We start from the raw sequence: 22224 nt of genomic DNA, 5'->3' as shown, positions 1-22224 counted from the left end.
GCCGGACGCTGTTTGCACGGAGCGATTGCCATGAGCCCGTCCGCCCCATTCATCCAGCGCCCGGTGGCCACCTCGCTGCTGATGCTGGCCATCGTGCTGGCGGGCCTGGTGGGCTTCAGGTTCCTGCCCCTGTCGGCGTTGCCGCAGGTGGACTTCCCCACGATCCAGGTGCAGACGCTGTACCCGGGCGGCAGCCCCGAAGTGATGGGCCAGACCGTGACGGCGCCGCTGGAACGCCAGTTTGGGCAGATGGCGGGTTTGCAGCGCATGAGTTCCACCAGCGCGGCCGGCGTCTCCATCATCACCTTGCAGTTCTCGCTGGGCCAGACGCTGGACGTGGCCGAACAGGAAGTGCAGGCCGCCATCAACGCCGGCGCTTCGCTGCTGCCGACCGACCTGCCGGCGCCGCCCGTGTACGCCAAGGTTAACCCGGCCGACGCGCCCGTGCTCACGCTGGCCATCACGTCCGACACCATGCCGCTGACGCAGGTGCAGAACATCGTCAACACCCGGCTGGCGCTGAAGATCAGCCAGGTCAGCGGCGTGGGCCTGGTCACGCTCAGTGGCGGCCAGCGGCCCGCCGTGCGCATCCAGGCCGACACCCAGGCGCTGGCTTCGGCCGGGCTGGGGCTGGACACGCTGCGCAGCGCCATCGCCGCCGCCAATGCCAACAGCGCCAAGGGCAGCTTTGATGGTCCGACCCGCTCGTTCACCATCAACGCCAACGACCAGTTGCTGACGGCCGACGACTACCGCCAGCTGATCGTGGCCTACCGCAACGGTGCGCCCGTCCGGCTGCAGGACGTGGCGCAAGTGGTGGACAGCGCGGAGAACGTCAAGCTGGGCGCGTGGTCGGGCATGAAGCCGGCCATCATCCTCAACGTGCAGCGCCAGCCCGGCGCCAACGTGATCGCCACCGTGGACGCCATCAAGAACCGCCTGCCCGAACTGACGGCCGGCCTGCCCGGCGCGCTGCGGGTGGACGTGCTGAGCGACCGCACCACCGGCATCCGCGCCTCAGTCGAGCACGTGGAGACGGAGTTGCTGCTGGCCGTGGTGCTGGTGGTGCTGGTCATCTTCGGTTTCCTGCACAGCGTGCGGGCCACCGTGATCGCCAGCCTGGCCGTGCCCATCTCGCTGGTGGGCACCTTCGGCGTCATGTATTTGCTTGGCTACAGCCTGAACAACCTGTCGCTGATGGCGCTCACCATCGCCACCGGCTTCGTGGTGGACGACGCCATCGTCATGATCGAGAACATCGCGCGCTACATCGAACAGGGCGAGACGCCGATGGCGGCGGCGCTCAAGGGCGCCACCCAGATCGGCTTCACCATCATTTCGCTGACGGTGTCCCTGATCGCCGTGCTGATTCCGTTGCTGTTCATGGGCGACGTGGTGGGGCGGCTGTTCCGCGAGTTCGCCGTCACGCTGGCCATTACGATCCTGATTTCGGCCGTGGTGTCGCTGACGCTGGTGCCCATGATGTCGGGCCGTTGGCTGCGTAGCCACGCGGACGAACATCCGGGCGCGCTGGCGCGCCACACGCAGGCGTTCTTCGACGCCGTGATCGGGCACTACGACCGCGCCTTGCAATGGGTGCTGGAACGCCAGGGCCTGACGCTGCTGGTGGCGCTGGCCACGCTGCTGCTCACGGTGGCGATGTACATCTTCATTCCCAAGGGCCTGTTCCCGACCCAGGACACGGGCCAGTTGCAGGCCCGCGTGGAAACGGCGCAATCAGTATCCTACGCCCGCATGGCCGAACTGCAGCGGGCCACGGCGCGCGCGCTGCTGGCCGATCCGGACGTGGAGTCGCTCAGCTCCCTGGTGGGCGTGGACGCGGCCAACAACACCATGCTGCACACGGGCCGCATGCTGATCAACCTGAAGCGCAAGCGCACTTCCAGCCAGGACGCCACCATGGCGCGCCTGCGCCAGCGCGCCAGTGACGTAGCCGGCGTGACGCTGTATTTGCAACCGACCCAGGATCTGACCATCGACGCCGAGACTGGGCCGACCCAGTATCGCGTGTCGCTGGAAGGGGCGGACTACGCCGCCGTCAATGGCTGGGCCGCCAAACTGGCGCAACAGATGCGCAGCAAGGCGCGGCTGCGCAACGTGGTGTCGGACGCGGGCGCCACCGGCAGCGCAGCCTTCATCAGCATCGACCGCGACAGCGCGGCGCGCCTGGGCATTACGGCCGCCGCCATCGACGACGCGCTGTACAGCGCCTTCGGCCAGCGCATCGTCTCCACCATCTTCGCCCAGACCGACCAGTATCGTGTGATCCTGGAAGCGCGCCAGGACGCGCTGACCACGCCCGCCACGCTGGGCGACCTGCAACTGCGCACCAGTTCCGGCAAGGCCACGCCACTGTCGGCGGTGGCCACCATCAGCGAGCGCCCGGCGCCACTGCAGATCACGCACGTGGCCCAGTATCCGGCCACCACGCTGGGCTTCGACACGGCCGGCGGCGTGGCATTGGGCGACGCGGTGGACGCCGTGCGCGAGGCGGCGGAGGAAATCAAGCTGCCGCCGTCCGTCTCGCTGACCTTCCTGGGCGCGGCGGGCGCTTACCAGAATTCGCTGTCCAACCAGCTGTGGCTGATCCTGGCGGCCGTGATCTGCGTCTACATCGTGCTCGGCGTTCTGTACGAAAGCTATATCCATCCGCTCACCATCCTGTCCACCTTGCCGTCAGCCGGCGTGGGCGCCTTGCTGGCGCTGGGCGTCAGCGGGCAGGACCTGGGCGTGATCGGCATCATCGGCATCATCCTCCTGATCGGTATCGTGAAGAAGAACGCCATCATGATGATCGACTTCGCCATTGAGGCCGAGCGCGAGGAGGGTAAGTCGCCGCGCGAGGCCATCCACCAGGCGGCGCTGCTGCGCTTCCGCCCGATCCTGATGACGACGCTGGCGGCGCTGTTCGCGGCCGTGCCGCTGATGCTGGGCTGGGGCGACGGTGCGGAACTGCGCCGGCCACTGGGTCTGTCCATCTTCGGTGGCCTGATCGTGAGCCAGATGCTGACGCTGTTCACCACGCCCGTGATTTACCTGGGCTTCGACGCGCTGGCGCGGCGCTGGGGTGGTCGAGGCGCAGGCGCCAGCGGCCCGGCCAACATGGACGAGGTGGCGCCGTGAACCTGTCGGCGCCGTTCGTGCGGCGGCCCATCGGTACGGTGCTGCTGACGGTCGGCATCGCGCTGGCGGGCATCGCCGCGTTCTTCGTGCTGCCCGTGTCGCCGCTGCCGCAGGTGGACTTTCCCGCCATCGCCGTCACGGCCACGCTGCCGGGCGCCAGTCCCGAAACCATGGCCAGCAACGTGGCCACGCCGCTGGAGCGGCGGCTGGGCGTGATTGCCGGCGTCAACGAAGTCACCTCCAGCTCCGGCGCCGGCCAGACGCGAGTCAGCCTGCAGTTCGACCTGAACCGCAAGATCGATTCGGCCGCGCGCGAAGTGCAGGCGGCCATCAACGCCACGCGCGTGGACCTGCCGGCTACGCTGCGCAGCAATCCCACTTATCGCAAGATCAACCCGTCCGATGCGCCGGTGCTGATCCTGGCGCTGACGTCGCCCACCCGCACGCCGGGCCAGATTTATGAAGCCGTGTCCAACCTGGTGCAGCAAAAGCTGGCCCAGGTGCAGGGCGTGGGCGACGTGGAGATCGGCGGCGGCTCGCTGCCGGCCGTGCGGGTCGAACTGCTGCCGTATGCGCTGAACCGCTATGGCGTGTCCACCGAGGACGTGCGCGCCGCCATCCAGGCCACCAACGCCAACCGGCCCAAGGGCGCCATCGAAGGGGAAGGGCGCCATTTGCAGCTCTATTCCGCGCCCAACGGCGCGCGCGGCGGGCGCAGCGCGGCCGATTACCGCACGCTGGTGGTGGCGTGGCGCAATGGCTCGGCCATCCGCTTGCAGGATGTGGCCGAGGTGATCGACGGCACCGAGAACAACAACACGCTGGGTCTGTTCAATGGCCAACCGGCCGTCATCGTACTCATTACCCGCCAGCCCGGCGCCAACGTGATCGAGACGGTGGACAGCGTGCGCGCGCTGCTGCCGCAACTGCAGGCGCAACTGCCGCAGGACGTCAAGCTGCAGGTGGCGTCGGACCGCACCAATTCCATCCGCGCCTCGCTCAAGGAAATCGAGATCACGCTGCTGATCTCCATCTTGCTGGTGGTGCTGGTGGTGAGCGCCTTCCTGCGCAGCGCGCGCGCCACCATCGTGCCGGCCGTGGCGACCGTGGTGTCGTTGCTGGGTACTTTCGGCGTGATGTATCTGATGGGTTTCAGTCTCAACAACCTGAGCCTGATGGCGCTCACGGTGGCCACCGGCTTCGTGGTGGACGACGCCATCGTCGTGCTGGAGAACACGGCGCGCCACATCGAACAGGGCATGGACCGTTTCCATGCGGCGCTGCTGGGCGCGCGCGAGGTGGGCTTCACAGTGTTGTCCATCAGTTTGTCGCTGGTGGCCGTGTTCATTCCGCTGCTGTTCATGGGCGGGCAGGTGGGACGGCTGTTCCGCGAGTTCGCCGTCACGCTGTCAGTGGCCGTGCTGATATCGCTGGTGATCTCACTGACCACCACGCCCATGATGTGCGCGTGGCTGCTCAAGCCGGGCGGCCACCAGCGTCCGCCGGGCCGGATCGCGCGCTGGGCGGAACGGGGCTACGACTGGATGCACCGCATGTACGCCCATTCGCTGGATTGGGCGCTATCGAGCCTGTGGCTGGTGATGCTGATCCTGGTGTTCGTGATCGGCTTGAACGTGTACCTGTTCCGGGCCGCGCCCAAGGGCTTCTTCCCGCAGCAGGACTCGGGCCAGATCAGCGGCGGCATCCGGGCCGACCAGAGTATCTCGTTCCAGGCCATGCAGCAGAAGCTGCGGCAACTGGTCAATGTGATCAAGAACGATCCGGCCGTCGATACGGTGGTCGGCTTCACGGGCGGTTCGCGGGCTGGCGGCGGCTTCATGTTCATCACGCTTAAGCCGCCGTCGCAGCGGCATGAGAAGGGGCAGGCCGTGATGGCGCGGCTGCGGCCGCAACTGGCGCGCATCAGTGGCGTGTCCCTGTTCCTCAATCCGGTGCAGGACTTGCGCATGGGCGGGCGGCAGTCCAATTCCACCTACCAGTACACGCTCAAGAGCGATGACCGCGCGGCCATGAAAGTGTGGGCGGCGCGGCTGGCCGACGCCATGAAGGCCCAGAAGGCATTGATCGACGTGGACACGGACCAGGCGGACAACGGCGTGGAAACGCTGGTCGAGATCGACAAGGACAGCGCCGCCCGGATGGGCATGACGGTGCGCGACGTGGACAATGCGCTCTACAACGGCTTCGGCCAGCGCCAAGTGTCCACCATCTACGATGAACTCAATCAGTACCACGTGATCATGGAAGTGGCGCCGCGCTACGCGCAGAGCCCGGAAGCGCTGCGCGACGTGTACGTGCCGGGCAAGCCCACCACGAGCGCCAGCGCCGCGACGACAATCGCGGGCGCTGGCAACAACGGCGCCGCGCGCGATGCAGCCACGGGCGCGGCGCTCAACACGGCGGCCAACGTGATGGTGCCGTTGCCGGCGCTGGCCCGCTTCACCGAACGTTCGGCGCCGACTTCCGTCGAGCACCAGGATGGCGAGCTGGCCACCACCGTCTCGTTCAACCTGGCCGATGGCTACAGCCTGGGCGACGCGCAGCAAGCCGTCAAGCAGGCCGAAGCCGACATCGCCATGCCGGCCAATGTGCGCGGCAGCTTCCAGGGCACGGCCCGCAGCGCCGACGAGAGCAACCGCCAGCAACCGTTGCTGATCCTGGCCGCCATCGTCGTGATCTACATCGTGCTGGGCATCCTGTACGAAAGCCTGGTGCATCCGGTGACGGTGCTGTCCACGCTGCCGTCGGCCGGCGTGGGCGCCGTGCTGGCGCTGCTGATGTTCAAGATGGAGTTCTCCATCATCGCCCTGATCGGCGTGTTCCTCTTGATCGGCATCGTCAAGAAGAACGCCATCCTCATCATCGACTTCGCGCTGGAAGCGGAGCGGGGCAGGGGACTGAGCGCCGTGCAAGCCGTGCGGGAAGCCTGCCTGCTGCGCTTCCGTCCCATCCTGATGACGACGCTGGCCGCCGCGCTGGGCGCGCTGCCGCTGGCCATCGGCTTTGGCGAAGGCTCGGAGCTGCGCCAGCCGCTGGGCATCGCCATCATCGGCGGGCTGATCGCCAGCCAGCTCATGACCTTGCTGACCACGCCCGTGGTCTACATCCTGCTCGACAAGCTGCGCCGCCGCAGCCCATCCGAACAACACTTAAGCCGTCTGCACGGCGAGCAGGCAACTGCGTCGCCGACCCCACCATGAAACCGAAGCTCAATTCTCCCGCGCCCGCGCGCGTGCGCCTGGCCGCCATGGCGCTGGCCGCCAGCGTGGCCAGCGGCTGCGCCGTCGCTCCCGCCTACCATGTGCCCACCGTGGCGCAACCGGATGCCTACAAGGAGGCGCAAGGCTGGCAGCCGGCCGCGCCGGCCGATGCGCTCGAGCGCGGGCCGTGGTGGACCTTGTTCGGCGATGCCACGCTCAACGAGCTGGCCGCCGCCGTCGAGGTATCGAACCAGAACGTGGCCGCCGCCGCTGCCGCCTACGCGCAGGCGCGCGCGCTGGTGAGCGAGCAGCGCGCCGCGCTGTTCCCGGTGGTGGACCTGACCGGCAGCGCCGGCCGTTCCGGCGGCGGGGGCGATACCAGAACGGCCGGCCAGTACCGCATGAACATCGGCGGCAGCTGGGAGCCGGACGTGTGGGGCAAGCTGCGCGCCGGCACCGACAGCGCGGGCGCCAACGCCCAGGCCAGCGCGGCCGACCTGGCGGCGGCCCGCTTGTCGGCCCAGGGCGAACTGGCGGCCAACTACTTCTCGCTGCGCCAGACGGATGCCCAACAGACGCTGCTGGCGGCCACCGTGGACAGCTACCAGCGCCTGCTGACCATCACCACCAACCGCTTCAACGCCGGCCTGGCCGCCAAATCGGACGTGCTGCAAGCCCAGACCCAGCTGGCCAGCGCCCGCATCGACCTGTCCAACGCGGTGCGCCAGCGCGCCCAGCTTGAGCATGCGATCGCCGTCCTGCTGGGCAAGCCGGCCGGCGCGTTCACGCTGGCACCGGCCCCATGGAACTCGGCCGTGCCGGCGATCCCGGCCGGGCTGCCATCGACGCTGCTGCAGCGCCGGCCCGACATCGCCGCCGCCGAGCGCCGGGTGGCGGCGGCCAACGCGCAGATCGGCATCGCCCGCGCCGCCTACTTCCCCAGCCTGAATCTGACGGCCGCGTACGGCGTGGGCGCGGGCCAGGCGGCAGGTTTGTTCAACGCCTCCAACAGTTTGTGGTCGTTGGGATTGTCGGCGGCGCAAAACCTGTTCAATGCCGGCGCCACGGCGGCCCGCGTGAGCGGCGCCGAGGCGGGGCGCGACGCAGCCATCGCCCACTACCGCCAGACCGTGCTGGCCGCGTTCGCGGACGTGGAAAACCAGCTGGCTGCCAGCGCCGCGCTGGCCCAGCAGCAGGAACTGCGCCGCGCCGCGTCCGAGGCGGCCGACCAGGTGGAGGCGCAGATGCTGAACCGCTACCGCGCCGGCCAGGTGGCTTACACGGAGGTAGTCACAGCCCAGAACACGGCCCTGGCCGCGCGCCGCGCACTGGTGCAGGCGCAGGCCGACCGCCAGACCACGGCCATCGCGCTGATCCAGTCGCTGGGCGGGGGCTGGCGCCAGCCGTGACGGCGCTGCCGGCGCCAACGCCGGCGGCTGGCGTGAGCCCCGGCCGCGACGGGACTGGTGGTATTTTCGGACCTGTCGGGGGCCATGCTTGGTGTTTCGGGGATGGCTTTGTATAATCTGCTGGCCTGATGTTGAAATTTCCATAACCCGCGCCCGCTCGACCACATGCCACGATGACCGATCAAGTTGCCGCCCCTGCCGGCGCCGTTCCCATTGCGGAAGCCATGCTGGTGGTGGGGATCGGAGCATCGGCCGGCGGCCTGGAACCGATCAGCGAATTGTTGGCCAGCGTACCGGCGGCCAGCGGCATGGCCTTTGTCGTCGTCCAGCACCTGGACCCGCGCGACAAGGGCATGCTGCCCGAACTGCTGCAGCGGGTCACGCCCATGCGCGTGATGGAGATCGCCGAGGGCATGGCGATCGAACCTGACTGCGTCTATGTCATCCCACCCAACAAGGTGCTGGGCTTGGCGCGCGGCGTGCTGACCCTGGCGACGCCGGGCGACGCGCCGGGCAGGCGCCTGCCCATCGACCGTTTTTTCACGGCGCTGGCGCTCGAATGCCGCGAGCGGGCGATCGGCGTGGTGTTGTCGGGCATGGGCGGCGACGGTTCGCTGGGGCTGGCGGCCATCAAGGACAAGGGCGGGCTGACGCTGGCGCAAACGCCCGCCTCGGCCAGGTTCGACACCATGCCGCGCAACGCCATCGACAGCGGCGCCGCCGACATCGTGGCGCTGCCGCGCGACATGCCGGCCCAGATACTGGCCAGCTGGCGCGCGCCGGCGCTGGGTCTCACGGGCGAGGCGCTGACCCGGCAACGCGCCGACCTGCAGGAGATGTTCGACCTGCTGTTGAAGAAAATGGGCGCCAATTTTTCCGGCTACAAGCTCAATACGGTGCTGCGCCGCGTTGAGCGCCGCATGAAGCTGCGCCAGTTGCGCGGCATCGACGAGTATGTCGCTTTCATGCGCGAGAACCCGGCCGAGATCGAGTTGCTGTTCAAGGAGTTGTTGATCGGCGTGACCCAGTTCTTTCGCGATCCGGCTGTGTGGGAAGATCTGCGTCAGAACGCGCTGCCGCAGCTGCTGGCGGCCCACCCGCAGGGCCTGGCCCTGAAAGCCTGGGTGCCGGCCTGCTCGACGGGCGAGGAAGCCTATACGCTGGCCATCGTGTTCAGCGAGGTACTGGCGCAACTGCCGGCCAACGTGGAGGCCCAATATAGCTTGCAGATTTTCGCCACCGATCTCGATCCAGACGCGATCGACCGCGCCCGCCGGGGGCGCTTTGGCCGCGAGATCGAACACGACCTGTCGCCGGAACGGTTGCAGCGCTACTTCGTGGCCGATGAGAAGGGCTACCGCATCCGCAAGGAAGTGCGCAACACGATCATCTTCGCCCAGCAGAACATGATATCGGACCCGCCGTTCACCAAGGTCGACCTGCTGTGCTGCCGTAACCTGCTGATCTATTTCAGCGCCAGGCTGCAGGAACAATTGGTGCCGATGTTCCACTACGCGATCAATCCAGGCGGCTTGCTGATACTGGGCAGCGCCGACACGCCGGGCCGTTACAGCGACCTGTTTGCGCCATTGCCCGGTTGCGGCCAGATCTACCGGCGCCTTGACAGCCCCATTCAGATGGTCACCCACTATTTCCCCACCCGGGTTGGCAGTGTATCGCCGTCCAACCCGAGCCAAACCCGGACCTTATCCATGAGCTGCAACATCCAAGCGCAAGTCGAGCAGCATCTGCTCAGGAAGCATACGCCGGCCGCGGTACTGGTCAATGCCCAGGGGGACATCCTGTATATCCACGGCCGCACGGGGACCTACCTGGAGCCGGCCGCTGGCAAGGCCAACTGGAATATCCATGCCATGGCGCGAGAAGGGCTGGCTATCGAGCTGGACAACCTGATGGGACGGGCGATGCGCGAGCCCGGTCCCATCGCCGTGCGCGGGCTGGCACTGACGGATGGCGACGGCCCGCCGCTGGCGGTGGATATAACGGCCGAGATGATGGCTGAAGGGCAGGGGCTGGACGGCAATATCCTCGTCACTTTCACGGCGGCGCCGCTGCCGCCGCCGCGGCGCCGTGGCCGCTCGTCCAATCCGCGCGTGCTGGAGCTGGAACAGCAACTGCTGCAGGCGCGCCAGGCAATCCAGGCCGTGCGCGATGAGATGCTGCACTCGCGCGAGGAACTCAAGGCGGCCAACGAGGAGCTGCAATCGACCAACGAGGAGCTGCAGTCGGCCAATGAGGAACTGACTACCTCGAAGGAGGAGATGCAGTCATTGAACGAGGAACTGTACACCGTCAACGCGGAACTGCAATCGAAGGTGGACGACCTGTCGCTGGTCAATGGCGACATGAAGATACTGCTCAACAGCACCGATATCGCCACCGTTTTCCTCGACGGCGAACTGCGCATCCGCCGCTACACCAACCAGGCCAAGCAGATCTACAAGCTGATTCCGTCGGATTTGAACCGGCCGTTGACCGACATCGTCACCGAGCTCGATTATCCCGGGCTGGAGCGCGATGCGCGCGAAGTGCTGCGCACGCTGGTGTTCTGCGAGCGGCAGATTCCCACCCGGGGCGGGGGCTGGTTCAAGGTACGCATCATGCCTTACCGTACCGTCGATAACGTGATCGACGGGCTGGTGGTCACCTTCGTCGACGTCACCGAATTCAAGCAGATGGAAGCGCGCATGCATGCCGTTCAGGATGGGGTGAAAGCGCCATGAAACGTCCGGCCGATGCGGCGCCCAACGGCCTGGCGCCGGCCGGCGCTACTGCGGACCACGGCGGCCAGCGCGACGCGCAGCGCCAGTTGCACGAGCTGCAGGTAAGCCGGATCGAGCTGGAGCTGCAGAACGTGGCGCTGACAGCGCTGCAGCAGCGGCACCACGCCATCGAGGCAGACCTGGGCCGGTATGCCAGCTTGTATGACGAGGCGCCGGCCGGTTACCTGTCGGTGAACCGCGATGGCCTGATCAGCCGCGCCAACCGGGCAGCCGGCGTCTTGTTGGGGCGCCCGCGCGACCAACTGCTGGGGCTCCGACTGGAGCAATTCGTGGCGCCGGAAGCGCAGCCCACGCTGCGTCGCTTCCTGGCCGCGTTGTTCGCCAGTGGCGTCCGCGGTGTGCTGGAAGTGCCGCGGTTTGGCGGCGCCGGGCGGGCCGCACGCCTGGAAGCGAACCTCGATGAAACCGGGTTGAAATGCCGCATGATCGTCACCGACATGGGCGACCAGCTGGCGCGCGATGCGGCGCGGCGGCGTGCGTTTGTCGTGCTCGACAGCATAGAGGAGGGCGTGCTGGTATGCGACGCCCAGCGCCGCATCGTGGCCGTCAATCCGGCCTTCACCCGGCTCACGGGCTACCTGGCCGAGGAGGCGCTGGGACGCGATCCGGCTTTTCTCGGCCAGCGTGGCGCCCATCCGCCAAGCTACCACGCGCAAGCGCTGCAGCAGTTGCTGCAGCGTGGCGTATGGCAGGGCGAGGTGCGCAACCTCAAGCGCGACGGCACGCCGGTGCTGATGTCCATGTCGCTGACGGTGGTGCGGGCCGAGGATGGCAACGTCGATTACTTTATCGGCGTGTTTTCCGATAGCACGGAACGCAAGCGCGCCGAACAAGCGCTGCTCGACCTGTCGCGCGAGCTCGATCAGCGCGTGGTGGAGCGCACGGCCGCGCTGACGGCGGCCAACGTCCAGTTGCGGCGGGAAGTGGCCGAGCGCGAGCGGGTCGAGGCGGCGTTGCGCCAGACCGGCGAACAGTTGCGCAAGCTGGCCGACCACCAGGTCATGGTCAAGGAGGAGGAGCGCAAACGCATCGCCCGCGAAATCCATGACGAGCTGGGACAGAACCTGCTGGCGCTGCGGCTGGACCTGGCCTCGCTGCGCAGCCGCGCGGGGGAACGCCATCCGCGCCTGTCGCGCCGGGTGGAGGCGGCGCTGGACAACGTGGACGCCACGATCCGCAGCGTACGCGGCATCATGAACGAGTTGCGCCCGGCCGTGCTGGACCTGGGCCTGCAAGCCGCTTTCGAGTGGCAGGTAGGCGAATGGCGCAAGCGCAGCGGCGTCGCTTGCCGGCTGCAGCTGCCGGACGAGGCGGTGCTGGCCGCCATCGGCGCCGACGTCGGCATGGCGCTGTTTCGCAGCCTGCAGGAGTCGCTGCTCAATGTGCAGCGCCACGCCCAGGCCAGCGACGTGGAAGTGCGGCTGCAGGGGCATGGCGATCGCGTGGAATTGCGCGTGGCCGACAACGGCGTGGGCATCGCGCCCGGACAGCGCGACAAGAACGGCTCGTTCGGCCTGATCGGCATCGCGGAACGGGCGGCGGCGCTGGGCGGGCGCTTCCAGATCGAACCCTATGTGCCGGGCCGCGGCTGCACCCTGACGATAGCCTTTGCGCTGGCTCCGGCATGAGCATATACTCCCGCTGAATTTACTTTCAGGGGGCAGATCTTGTTCAAAAAATTAGTATTCCCGGCCGTCCTGTTATGCGCGGGCACGAGCCACGCCGATGAAGGACAATGGCAGCCGCACCAGCTGCCGCAGTTGAAAACCGAATTGAAGCGGATCGGGATCGAGATCCCGGCCGAGAAGCTGGCCGACCTGTCGCGCCATCCGATGAGCGCCATCGTGTCGCTGGGCGGTTGCTCGGCCTCGTTCGTGTCCGACGCCGGGCTGGTGGTCACCAACCACCACTGCGCGTATGGCGCCATCCAGCGCAATTCCACGCCCGAGCACAATTACATCGCCAATGGCTACCTCGCGAAAACCCGCGCCGAGGAACTGCCGGGCGGCCCGAACACGCTGGTGTACGTGACGGACAAGGTGGAGAACGTGAGCGCGCGCGTGCTGGGCGCCGTCAAGCCGGCCATGACTGGCCGCCAGCGCCATGAAGCCGTGGAAGCGGCCATCAAGAGCCTGATCGCCGAATGCGAGACGGACAAGATGTATCGCTGCTCCGTGCCGGCCTTCCATCGCGGGCTGGAATACTACCGTATCCGCCAGATGATGATCCGCGACGTGCGCCTGGTGTACGCGCCGGCCGACATGATCGGCAACTTTGGCGGCGACATCGACAACTACGAATGGCCGCGCCACGACGGCGACTATTCCTTCCTGCGCGCCTACGTGGGCAAGGATGGCCGTCCGGCCGACCCGTCGCCCGACAACGTGCCCTATCACTCGAAGGACTTCCTGGTGGTGTCGGCCGAGGGTTTGAAGAACGGTGATCCCATCCTGCTGGCCGGCTATCCGGGCCGCACCAGCCGCTACAAGCTGCCGTCCGAGATCCGCGACGCGCGCGACGTGGCCTATCCGGCCAAGGTGGCCGAGATCCAGGCCGACCTGGACGTGATCGCGGCCGCCACCAAGGGCAGCGCGGCTGACGAGGTGCGCTACGCCAGCGTGGCCAAGGGCCTCAACAACGTGATGAAGAAGACCCAGGGCTTGCTGGATGGCTTTGCCCGCAAGGACATCGCCGCCATCAAGGACGTGCAGGACGCCCAGTTCCGCGCCTGGTACGCGGCCCAACCCAAGGTGTCGAAGACGCTGCTGGCCGAGCTGGATGCGGCCATCGCGGCCGATATCGCCCTGAGCAACGAGGAATTCGGCCTGTACGTGGCCACCAACAGCGACCTGCTGAAAAGCGCGCGCACGCTGTACCGGCTGGCGCTGGAAGGCCGCAAGCCGGATGGCGAGCGCGAACCGGGCTACCAGCAGCGCGACCTGGCCTTCATCAAGGCGCGCCTGACGCGGCTGGAGCAATCGTACGTGGGCGCCGTGGACCAGGCCCGCTACGTGGCTTCGCTGCAGCGTTACGCGCGCCTGCCCGCCGCCATGCACGCCCAAGGGGTGGACGCGCTGCTGCCAGCCGTGGACGCGGTGCCGGCCCTGTACCAGCATTCGCAACTGGGCGACACGGCCACCCGTTTGGGCTGGCTGGGCAAGGACGCGGCGGCCATCGCCGCCTCGGACGACGCCTTCCTCAAGCTGGCCATCAAGCTCAATGACGTGGTGACGGCGCTGGAAGAGCGCCGCAAGGAAGTGGACGGCAACCTGGAACGGGTGATCCCCCAGTACATGCAGGCCGTGATCGCGTGGAAGCAGTCGCAGGGCAAGCCGGTGTACCCGGACGCCAATTCGACCTTGCGCGTCACCTACGGCACGGTGTCGCCCTATTCGCCGAAAGATGGCGTGACCAAGGGGCCGTTCACCACCGTCGAAGGCATCGTCGAGAAGCACACGGGCAAGGAGCCGTTCAATGCGCCGGCCAAGCTGCTGGAGGCGATCAAGGCCAAGCGCTATGGCCAGTTCAAGGATCCCGTGCTGGGCACGGTGCCGGTCGATTTCCTGACCAGCGCCGACACCACGGGCGGCAATTCCGGCTCGGCCGTGATGAACCGCCGTGGTGAACTGGTCGGCCTGAACTTCGATTCGACCTATGAATCGATCACCAAGGACTGGTATTTCGACCGCGACATCACGCGCGCCATCCACATGGATATCCGCTACATGCTGTGGGTGATGAAGGAAGTCGATCACGCCGACAACCTGCTGCAGGAAATGCACATCAAGTATCCGAAGCAGTAGGTCGTAGAAAAGCGCGTCAAGCAGCAACGGGGGCGGTGCGGCGCCGTCCCCGTTGCCGCGCAATGGTCTATAATCTTCCCCTTCCATTTTCCGCCCGCCGCCTTTCCATCCGATGAACGATATCCTGGTCCTGCTGGGCTTTGTCACCACGCCGCTGGAGCTGATTTCCTTCGTCCTGTCGGTGATCACCGTGTGGCTCAATATCCGCCAGACCCATTGGGCCTGGCTGTTTTCCATCATTTCCTCGGCCACCTACGGCATGGTGTTCTTCGGCTCCAGCCTGTATGGCGACATGGGGCTGCAACTGGTGTTCATCGCTGTCTCGGTATGGGGCTGGTACCAGTGGCTGCACGGCGACGAGCGCCACGCGCAGTTGCCCGTCACGCGCCTGGGCGCGCGCGGGCGCGCCGCTTGCGTGGCCGGCTGGCTGATCGGCTTTGTGCTGCTGGCCTGGTTCCTGCACACCTACACGGACACGGACGTGCCGCGCGCGGACGGCTTCCTGACGGCCGGCAGCCTGGTGGGGCAGCTGCTGTTGTCGCGCAAGAAGGTCGAGAACTGGCATGTCTGGATCATTGTCGATGTACTGTACGTGGCGCTCTATGTCCACAAGCACCTGCTGCTGACGGCCGTGCTGTATGGCGCCTTCGTGGCCATGGCGGTGGCCGGCCTGCTGGCCTGGAACCGCGTGGCCGAGGACGATGGCGGCGAGGGCGGCGCCGACGGCAAGCCAACGCAGCCCGGCATGGTGTTCAAATGAGCGCGTCGGCCTGGCCGCTGCGCATCGCCATCCTGGGCACGGCGTCATCCGGCAAGTCCACGCTGGCCGCCGCGCTGGCGCAGCGCCACGGCACGCTGTGGGTGCCGGAATACCTGCGCGAGTTCGTCGACACGCAGGGCCGCGTGCCGGTGGCGGCGGACCAGTACCCGATCGCCCGCACCCAGGTCGAGCGCGAGGATGCGGCCGCCGCCCACGCGCGCGCCTTGCTGTTCTGCGACACGACGCCGCTGATGACGGCCGTCTACAGCCGCCACTATTTCGGCGGCATCGACGCCCAGCTGGCGCAACTGGTGGAGCAGCACCGCTACCACCGCACGCTGGTGATGGCGCCCGACATTCCCTGGGTGGCCGATGGCTTGCACCGTGAATGTGAACAGGTCAGCCGCATCGTCCAGGACTTGCTGCTGGAGGAGCTGGCGCGGCGCGCGATTCCGTACACGATGGTGCAGGGCGGCCTGGAGCAGCGGCTGGCGCAGGTGGATGCGTTGTTGGCCAATGTGGCTGCCGGCTGACACGGCGCAGGTCTTTTTCATTGCATTCGCGCGGGCGGCGCGCTAAATTGGGCCTTCCGCCACTCGCCATCGACCGCCAGCCATGAAAAAATTCATTGCGCTTGCCTCCCTGCTGCCCGGCCTTGCGCTGGCCGACACCGGCTATTACATGGTCACGGCCTACGATGTGGAAGGCCAGGCATCCGTCGATTACAAGTACTGGAACGCCCATTACAACGGGCGCACCGCGGCCGCGCCGGAGATCGGTATCGGCTACGGTGTCACCTCGCGCTGGTACACGGAGCTGTACGGCACCTGGGTCAAGTTCAATGGCGGCGGCGCCGTGTACTCGGAGCTGGCGTGGCAGAACGATTACCTGCTGACCCAGGGCCAGTACCCATTCGACCTGGCCATCCACACCAAGATCGAGCGCCCGCGCGAGCGCAGCGAGGGCTATGCGCTGGAGATCGGCCCCGTGCTGCAGACGGAAATTGGCCGCACCCAGTTCAACGCCAACGTGTTCTTCCAGCGCGACTACCGCACCGAGGCGGGCGGGCCGATGGAGATGGCTTACCAGTTGCAGGTCAAGCACCGCTGGAAAGGCTGGTTCCAGCCGGGATTGCAGGCGTTCGGCGAAGTGGGGAAGTGGGATGACTGGCTGCCGTTGAACCAGCAGTCGCACCGCGCCGGGCCGGCCATTTTCGGCCATCGCGACATCGGCAAGCAGGAACTCAAATACGAGGCGGCCTATCTGATCGGCCGCAACAGCGGGCGCGCGGCCAAGAGCTTCACCATGCGCCTGCAATACATCTTCTGATTTAGCGGCCTCTTAAAGCCGCCACGCCGTTTGGCGCGGCGGCATCCCCAATTACAGGTCGAACTGGGCCGATACGCGGAACGTGCGTTTGGCGCCGGGGAACAGGTAGCCGCCCAGGTCCGGGGTCACGTCGCGCCAGTAGAAGCGGTTGAACGCGTTGTCGATGTGGGCGCGGAAGGTGGTGGCCGTGCCAGCCACGCGGGTGGCGTAGGCGGCGCCCGCATTGACCACGTGGTAGGCCGGCACCATCACCGTGTTGGCCGTGTCGAAAGCCTTCTTGCCCGCATACTGCCAGTTGGCGTTCAGGTTCAGCCCGCGCACTTGCGGCACGGCATAGTCGGCGTAGACGCTGGATTTGAAGGCTGGTACGTTGGTGACACGCTTGCCGTCCATGTCGGCGCGGCCGGTGTCGCTGGCCAGCGTGTGCAGGGCCGTGGCCGTGACGCCCATGGCCAGTTCCTTCGATACCTTGCCGTCGAGCGTGAATTCGATGCCGCGGTGCTGGTCCTGGCCGTTGCGTACCCAGGTGTTTGAGGCGTCGATGTATTCCAGGCCCTGGCGGATCTGGAACAGGGCGGCCGTCATGCTCAGGTCCGGCGCCAGCGCCGCTTTCACGCCCGTTTCGAACTGCCTGGATTTGCCGGCGTCCAGCGCCTGCTGGGCGTTGGTGGTGCCGATCGGCGCCACGCTGCCGTATTGCAGGCCCTGGGCGTAGGAGCCGTACACGGACAGGCTGGCGGCGGGGCTGTAGACCAGCGCCACATTGGGCAGCCAGAAGCCTTTGTCGGTGTGGACGGCGGGCAGCGTCGTATCGACCACTTCGTCGCGCTTGAGTTTGGCGTAGCGGGCGCCCGCGTGCAGGGCCAGCTTGTCCGTCAGGCTGGCGATGTCCTGGGCCAGCACGGCGCTCTCGCTGCTGCGCCGGCGTTCGGACACGGGGCCGCTGCTGCGGTCCACGGGGGGCACCACCATTGGATGGTAGATGTTGCTCACGCCGGCGAGGTCATACACGTAGTCGCCCCATTTCTCGCTGTTGCGGAACCAGGTGGCGCCTGCCGTCAGCGCGTGGCGCACGGCGCCCGTGGCCAGGCTGCCTTGCAGCAGCGCCTGCACGTTCAGCGGCGACTTCTTCTCGCCCAGGCTGATGTAGTCGTACACGTCGTAGTCGCCGTTGCCGCAGAAGCCAGGGTACAGTTGCTGGGCCGTGCAGCCGTACGGGAAGGCCGTGTAGTCATCGCGCTTGAACTGGTGCTGGTTGGCGCGCACGGTGGCGTGCCAGTCCTGCGCCAGCTGGTATTCCAGGCTCAGACCCAGGTTGCTGCTGGTGGTATCAACGGGACGGCTCCAGGGCTGGTTGTTGAGCATGTTGTCGGCCGCGATGTTGGGCAGCGAGACGTTGTCCAGCAGCTGGAAGCCGGGCGCCGAGACTTGCGATTTGGTCTGGTAGTCGGCGTCCAGGCGCAGCAGGGCTTGCGGCGAGATCTGCCAGTCGATGGCGCCCGAAATGAACTTGCGGTTGCCGTCCGCGCCCTTGATGTAGGAACGCAGGCGTTCGGCGGCGGCGTTGAAGCGGTAGCCGAAGCGGCTGTCCTCGAAGCGGCCGCCCAGGTCCACGGCGCCGTACACGGTGCCGCGCTCGCGCTCTTCGAGCACGAACGAACGCAGCGTGGCGCTGGTGGGGCGCTTGACGACGTAGTTGATCATGCCGCCCGGCGCCGAGGCGCCGCCCTGCAGGCCGGACAGACCCTTGAGCACTTCCAGTCGTTCCTTGTTCTCCAGCGGGATCTGGGTGTCGCCCGAGATGGCCATGCCGTCCTTGCGGTAGCTGGTGGCGTTGTCGAGCTTGAAGCCGCGGATCGAGAACTGCTCGGAATAGCCGACGGCGTTGTAGGCGTCGCTCAGGCCGGCCTCGTAGCGGGCCGCGTCGGTGGTGCTGCGGATGTCGCGGTCAACCATCTGCTGCGAGGTCAGCACGGTGACGGCGGCCGGCGTCTGCATCAGCGGCATGTCGCTGAAGCCGGCCACGGAGGCGTGGCCGGGCGCCACGCGCGCGCCGCTGACGATCACTTCCGGGATGGCTTGGTCATTGTCGGCCAGCGCGGCGCCGGACAGCGTATGCAGGACCGCCAGCGTCAGGGCGGAAACGGTGAAATTGGGTGTGGACATGGTGTGTTCTTTGATGCTCTCTGGTGCGCGGCGTTACCGCGGCGCTGGTTGTTCGATGCTTGTCAGGCTGGAACCAGCGTGGGAGCTGTCAAAGGTGGGGACGCACTTTGCGCTTTCCTTCGCTGGCATTATCCAGATCAGGTACGGAGGGTATCTCTCACCCGGAACAGTGTTCCAGGACCCCTAGCGAGGCAGCAGTGTAACATAAAGCCCTGTTTTCCCGGCCGGTGGCGTGCGCCGCCTTCGTCGCGCCATCGCTACACTCTTGTTTTGATAGACGAGGAAGCAATGAAGCAGCCATATCACGAAGGAAGCTGGTTCGCGGTGCCGCTGCTGGAGGGCGGCTACGGCTGCGGACTGGTGGCGCGCCTTGCGCCGTCGAGCCGCATCATGCTGGCCTATCTGTTCGGGCCGCGCCATGCGCACTTGCCTCCGTTCGAAGCGCTGGCCCCTCTGCGGGCCGAGGACGCGTTGCGCGTGCTGCGCGTGGGCGACATGGCGCTGGCCAGCGGGCGCTGGCCGGTGCTGGGGGAAACGCCCAACTGGAATCCCGCCCTGTGGCCGATGCCGGCCTACCTGCGCCGCGCCGACGCGCTGCGGCGCGCCTGGCGCGTGACCTATTACGACCAGGACCCCAGCCGTTCCGAGCGCGAGGAATCCGTGCCCTACAATACCCAGGGCATGGAGGCCGACTCGCTGTACGGCTACGGTTCCACGGAATTATTGCTGTCGCGCCTGCTGGAAGGGGCCGCCGTGCGCGGCTGAGCGAGTGCTATGTTCGCGCCGTGTCCGCATCATCACGGTGTTGGACAGCGCACATTCCATGCCGTCAGTTCGGCGCGGCTGTAGCGGGCATCCACCTGGGCCAGGTCGCCCCGTTCACTGCGGTACAGCAGCGTATAGATGGTGGGGGCGCCGTTGGCGCGCGCGCCCGTGCCCAGCGCCTCGAGCGCGAACGGCAGCGCGCGCAGGCGCGCGCACCCGGTATTGCCGGCAAATAGCAGCCGGGCCCGGTTCAGCAGGGCCGCGTTTTCCTGCAGCAGTTGCAGCACCAGGCCCGGCGGCAGGGCTTGCAGCAGCCGCACGGGCCGGGCCGGCGCCACGCACGGGCCGGCTACGGCCAGCCACACGTAGGGCAGGGCCACCCCGTCGGCGAACCAAGGCTGGCCATCCGGCGCCTGCGGCACGTGGCGGAACACGCTGCGTTCAAGTTGGCACACGCCCGGCATGGCCAGCCGGGGCGCCGTTTCCATGGTGGCGCTCAGTTGCCACGGGCCTTTGCCGCCCGGTCGTTCGGCCACCAGCCTGGCAGGACCGGCGCCCGGCGCCGGGTCGTATTGCCGCTGGAAGAGTTCAAACGAGCGTTGCTCGGCCGCGGTGGCGGCACGCATGGCCGGCGCCGCTGCGCCGGCCATGGCGCTGCCCGGCCGTGCCAGCATCCCCAGCGTCAGCAGCGCCGCCAGCGCCGCCGGCGCGGCGGGCCTGCGCCGAGGCCGCTTCTGGAGCGTCACCTCCAACAATTGTATTGATTCGATAATATTTCTATGAGAAGATACATTTTTTGCAAGAAATATGCATTGCCGTTTGTTGCAAGCGGCACCGTTCCATTCACTTATCGGGTTGTTCAATCCAGCCATGCTGTTTCCATTGTCGCTGTATCGCGTGTGCGCATTGTCCGTGCTCCTGTGTCTGTCGGCCTGCGCCGGGCCGGCGTTGCTGCGCGCTCAAGACAAGGGCGAGCAAAAGCCCATCGGCAACCACACGCTGACCATTGTGGTCTCGCCCCGCCATCCGCGCATGCTGATCAGCAAACACGAGCGGGGCGTGTTCAGTCATCCCAATCCCAGCGAAGAAGAGCGCCGCAGCGCCAATGCGCGCGGGCTGGCGCTGGAATCCATGCTGGCGCGCGAACTGCCGCGCCAGCTCAACGACCGGCTGGCGCCTTATGTGAACCATGACGGCCATCCCGACAACGGACTCACGCTGGTCCTGGAGCGCATCACGGTCGATACCGATGGCTCTGTCGACGTCGCGGTGGCGGCGGTGCTGCAGGCGCGCGGCGCCCAGGCCGGCTGGCTGCGCGCGGTGGGGGCGTCCGCCTCGCGCTTTGGCTCCGACAGCGGCCTGGCGCGCGATTGCAGCGAAGCGATCGTCAGCCAGCTCCAAGCCAGCGGGCTGCTGCGCTAGCCGATCGTGCGCATCAGGCCAGCGCCCGCATGATGATCTGGAACTGCAGGCCGCCGCCGTCGCGGTTGCGCACGTGCAGTTCGGCGCCGTGGCGTTGCAGCACCCGTTCCACGATGGCCAGCCCCAGGCCGGCGCCATTGGCCTGGCCGCGTGCCGCGTCGAGCCGGGTGAAGGGTTTGAGCAGGTTCTCGATCTGCTCGTCCGGCACGCCGCTGCCGTGGTCGGCCACCTCGATCACCACGCGCTTGGCCAGGTGCATGCCCTTGACGCTGCAGCGCACGTCGATCTCGGTGACGTCGGTGCCGGGCGTCTTGCCGTAGCGGCGCGCGTTCTCGATCAGGTTGTTGATCACGCGCCGCAGGTCGGTGGCGTTGCCCATCACGTGCGCCCGTTCCGCGATCTCGGCGTGCATGCGCACGTCGGGCAGCCGTTCCGCCTCGCGCACCGTGTCCTGCAGCAGCGCGCTGATGTCGACGTTGATGAAGCTCGACGTTTCCGTCGGCTTGGCGTAGTCGAGGAACTGGCCGATGATGGCGTCCATCTGGCCGATGTCGGACTGGATGCCGTCGCGCGCTTCGGGTGACAGGTTGGCCATCTCCACTTCCAGCTGCATGCGCGCCAGCGGCGTGCGCAGGTCGTGCGAGATGCCGGCCAGGATCACGGCGCGGTCCGATTCGACCTGCTGCAGTTCGTCCACCATCTGGTTGAAGCTGCGGTTGGCCTCGCGGATTTCGCGCGGCCCTTTTTCGGGCAGCGGCGCCGGGCGCTTGCCCTGGGCGAAGGCGCGGGTGGCGGCCGTCAGGCGCGCCAGCGGGCGGTTGATCAGGCTGGAAATGAGGGCCGCGCCCAGCAGCGACAGCATGGACACCACGCTGGCCCAGCCCAGCCACTGGATGCCCGTCAGGCCGCGGATGCGGTTACGCTCGAGCATGAGCCAGTACTGGTCGTCGTCGATCTTGAAGCTGACCCAGAAGCCGGCCACGCCGTTCACCTCGGACGAGAAGCGGGTGTCGGCGCCCAGCTTGGCCCGCACCAGCGCGGCGATGTCGGGCATCAGCGCGTTGTCGGGCGGCGGCGCCACCTTGTCGTCCTCCTCCAGCGGAAACACGCGGATGCCTTCGTTCGACACCAGGTCGAACAGCAGCTCGCGCCGCAGTTCGGGCGCCGAGTGGGTGAGGGCGGCGTGGGTGATGGTGACCACCGAGATCACCTGGGCCGAGATCTGCTGCACTTGCGGCTCGTGCTGGACGATGCTGATCATGCCGACCCAGGCCGTCATGCTCATCGTCGTCAGGGCGCCCAGCAGCACGAAGGTGCGCCAGAACAGGCCACTTTTGAGCCAGCTGAAATTGAACAGGTAGCGGAGCGGGAGCGTTGCGGACAACTTCATGCGCGCCTGCC

General features: G+C 67.2%; 14 protein-coding genes and 1 riboswitch. Of the genes, 11 read left to right on the top strand and 3 right to left on the bottom strand.

Translation table 11 applies throughout. The features are described 5' to 3' along the window. Nucleotides 1-30: 30 nt before the first annotated feature. From H3H36_RS04335 to H3H36_RS04295, 9 genes are all read left to right on the top strand, one after another. A complete protein-coding gene (locus H3H36_RS04335) occupies nucleotides 31-3144 on the top strand; it encodes an efflux RND transporter permease subunit (RefSeq protein WP_182214470.1) in 3114 nt (1037 codons plus the stop codon). Beyond that, nucleotides 3141-6365 carry an efflux RND transporter permease subunit gene (locus tag H3H36_RS04330; protein WP_182214467.1) on the top strand — a complete coding sequence of 1075 codons (3225 nt, stop codon included), beginning with the start codon at nucleotides 3141-3143 and terminating at the stop codon, nucleotides 6363-6365. Before H3H36_RS04335 ends, H3H36_RS04330 begins: the two co-directional genes overlap by 4 nt. Further along, nucleotides 6362-7774 (top strand): efflux transporter outer membrane subunit, encoded by a 1413-nt coding sequence (locus tag H3H36_RS04325; protein WP_229219724.1) that lies wholly within the window; start codon nucleotides 6362-6364, stop codon nucleotides 7772-7774. Before H3H36_RS04330 ends, H3H36_RS04325 begins: the two co-directional genes overlap by 4 nt. A 173-nt stretch (nucleotides 7775-7947) precedes the next feature. Further along, nucleotides 7948-10518, top strand: a complete 2571-nt coding sequence (locus tag H3H36_RS04320; RefSeq protein ID WP_229219723.1) for a chemotaxis protein CheB — start codon at nucleotides 7948-7950, stop codon at nucleotides 10516-10518. Then, entirely contained in the window at nucleotides 10515-12206 is a 1692-nt protein-coding gene (locus tag H3H36_RS04315; RefSeq protein ID WP_182214465.1) for a PAS domain-containing sensor histidine kinase, read from the top strand. The genes H3H36_RS04320 and H3H36_RS04315 overlap by 4 nt, the downstream gene beginning before the upstream one ends. A 39-nt stretch (nucleotides 12207-12245) precedes the next feature. Next, nucleotides 12246-14381, top strand: a complete 2136-nt coding sequence (locus tag H3H36_RS04310) for a S46 family peptidase (RefSeq protein ID WP_182214463.1) — start codon at nucleotides 12246-12248, stop codon at nucleotides 14379-14381. Nucleotides 14382-14493: 112 nt separating this feature from the next. Next, on the top strand, nucleotides 14494-15141 hold the full coding sequence (gene pnuC / locus H3H36_RS04305; RefSeq protein WP_182214461.1) for a nicotinamide riboside transporter PnuC: 648 nt from the start codon (nucleotides 14494-14496) through the stop codon (nucleotides 15139-15141). Further along, nucleotides 15138-15674, top strand: coding sequence for an AAA family ATPase (locus H3H36_RS04300; protein WP_182214459.1), 537 nt, complete (start codon nucleotides 15138-15140; stop codon nucleotides 15672-15674). Before pnuC ends, H3H36_RS04300 begins: the two co-directional genes overlap by 4 nt. A gap of 82 nt (nucleotides 15675-15756) precedes the next feature. Further along, nucleotides 15757-16470: a hypothetical protein gene (locus H3H36_RS04295; protein WP_182214457.1), complete on the top strand. Its 714-nt coding sequence runs from the start codon at nucleotides 15757-15759 to the stop codon at nucleotides 16468-16470. 51 nt (nucleotides 16471-16521) lie between these two features. Here the strand turns inward: H3H36_RS04295 and H3H36_RS04290 are convergent, their stop codons facing one another. Beyond that, nucleotides 16522-18636, bottom strand: coding sequence for a TonB-dependent siderophore receptor (locus tag H3H36_RS04290; RefSeq protein WP_182214455.1), 2115 nt, complete (start codon nucleotides 18634-18636; stop codon nucleotides 16522-16524). Nucleotides 18637-18733: 97 nt separating this feature from the next. Beyond that, nucleotides 18734-18831, bottom strand: a riboswitch (TPP riboswitch). A gap of 93 nt (nucleotides 18832-18924) precedes the next feature. Between H3H36_RS04290 and H3H36_RS04285 the strand changes: the two genes are divergently transcribed. Beyond that, entirely contained in the window at nucleotides 18925-19401 is a 477-nt protein-coding gene (locus H3H36_RS04285; RefSeq protein WP_182214453.1) for an Imm26 family immunity protein, read from the top strand. Nucleotides 19402-19433: 32 nt separating this feature from the next. Here the strand turns inward: H3H36_RS04285 and H3H36_RS04280 are convergent, their stop codons facing one another. Beyond that, complete coding sequence (locus tag H3H36_RS04280) at nucleotides 19434-20147, bottom strand: hypothetical protein (RefSeq protein ID WP_182214450.1); 714 nt, start codon at nucleotides 20145-20147, stop codon at nucleotides 19434-19436. A gap of 124 nt (nucleotides 20148-20271) precedes the next feature. On the opposite strand from H3H36_RS04280, the gene H3H36_RS04275 reads away from it, so the two are divergent. After that, entirely contained in the window at nucleotides 20272-20823 is a 552-nt protein-coding gene (locus tag H3H36_RS04275) for a hypothetical protein (RefSeq protein ID WP_182214448.1), read from the top strand. Nucleotides 20824-20836: 13 nt separating this feature from the next. Here the strand turns inward: H3H36_RS04275 and H3H36_RS04270 are convergent, their stop codons facing one another. Continuing rightward, complete coding sequence (locus H3H36_RS04270; protein WP_182214445.1) at nucleotides 20837-22213, bottom strand: sensor histidine kinase family protein; 1377 nt, start codon at nucleotides 22211-22213, stop codon at nucleotides 20837-20839. Between the last annotated feature and the right edge of the window lie 11 nt (nucleotides 22214-22224).

Origin of the sequence: Rugamonas fusca (assembly GCF_014042365.1) — a bacterium.
GTDB lineage: Bacteria > Pseudomonadota > Gammaproteobacteria > Burkholderiales > Burkholderiaceae_D > Rugamonas > Rugamonas fusca.
This window is presented reverse-complemented; position numbering and strand designations above follow the sequence as displayed.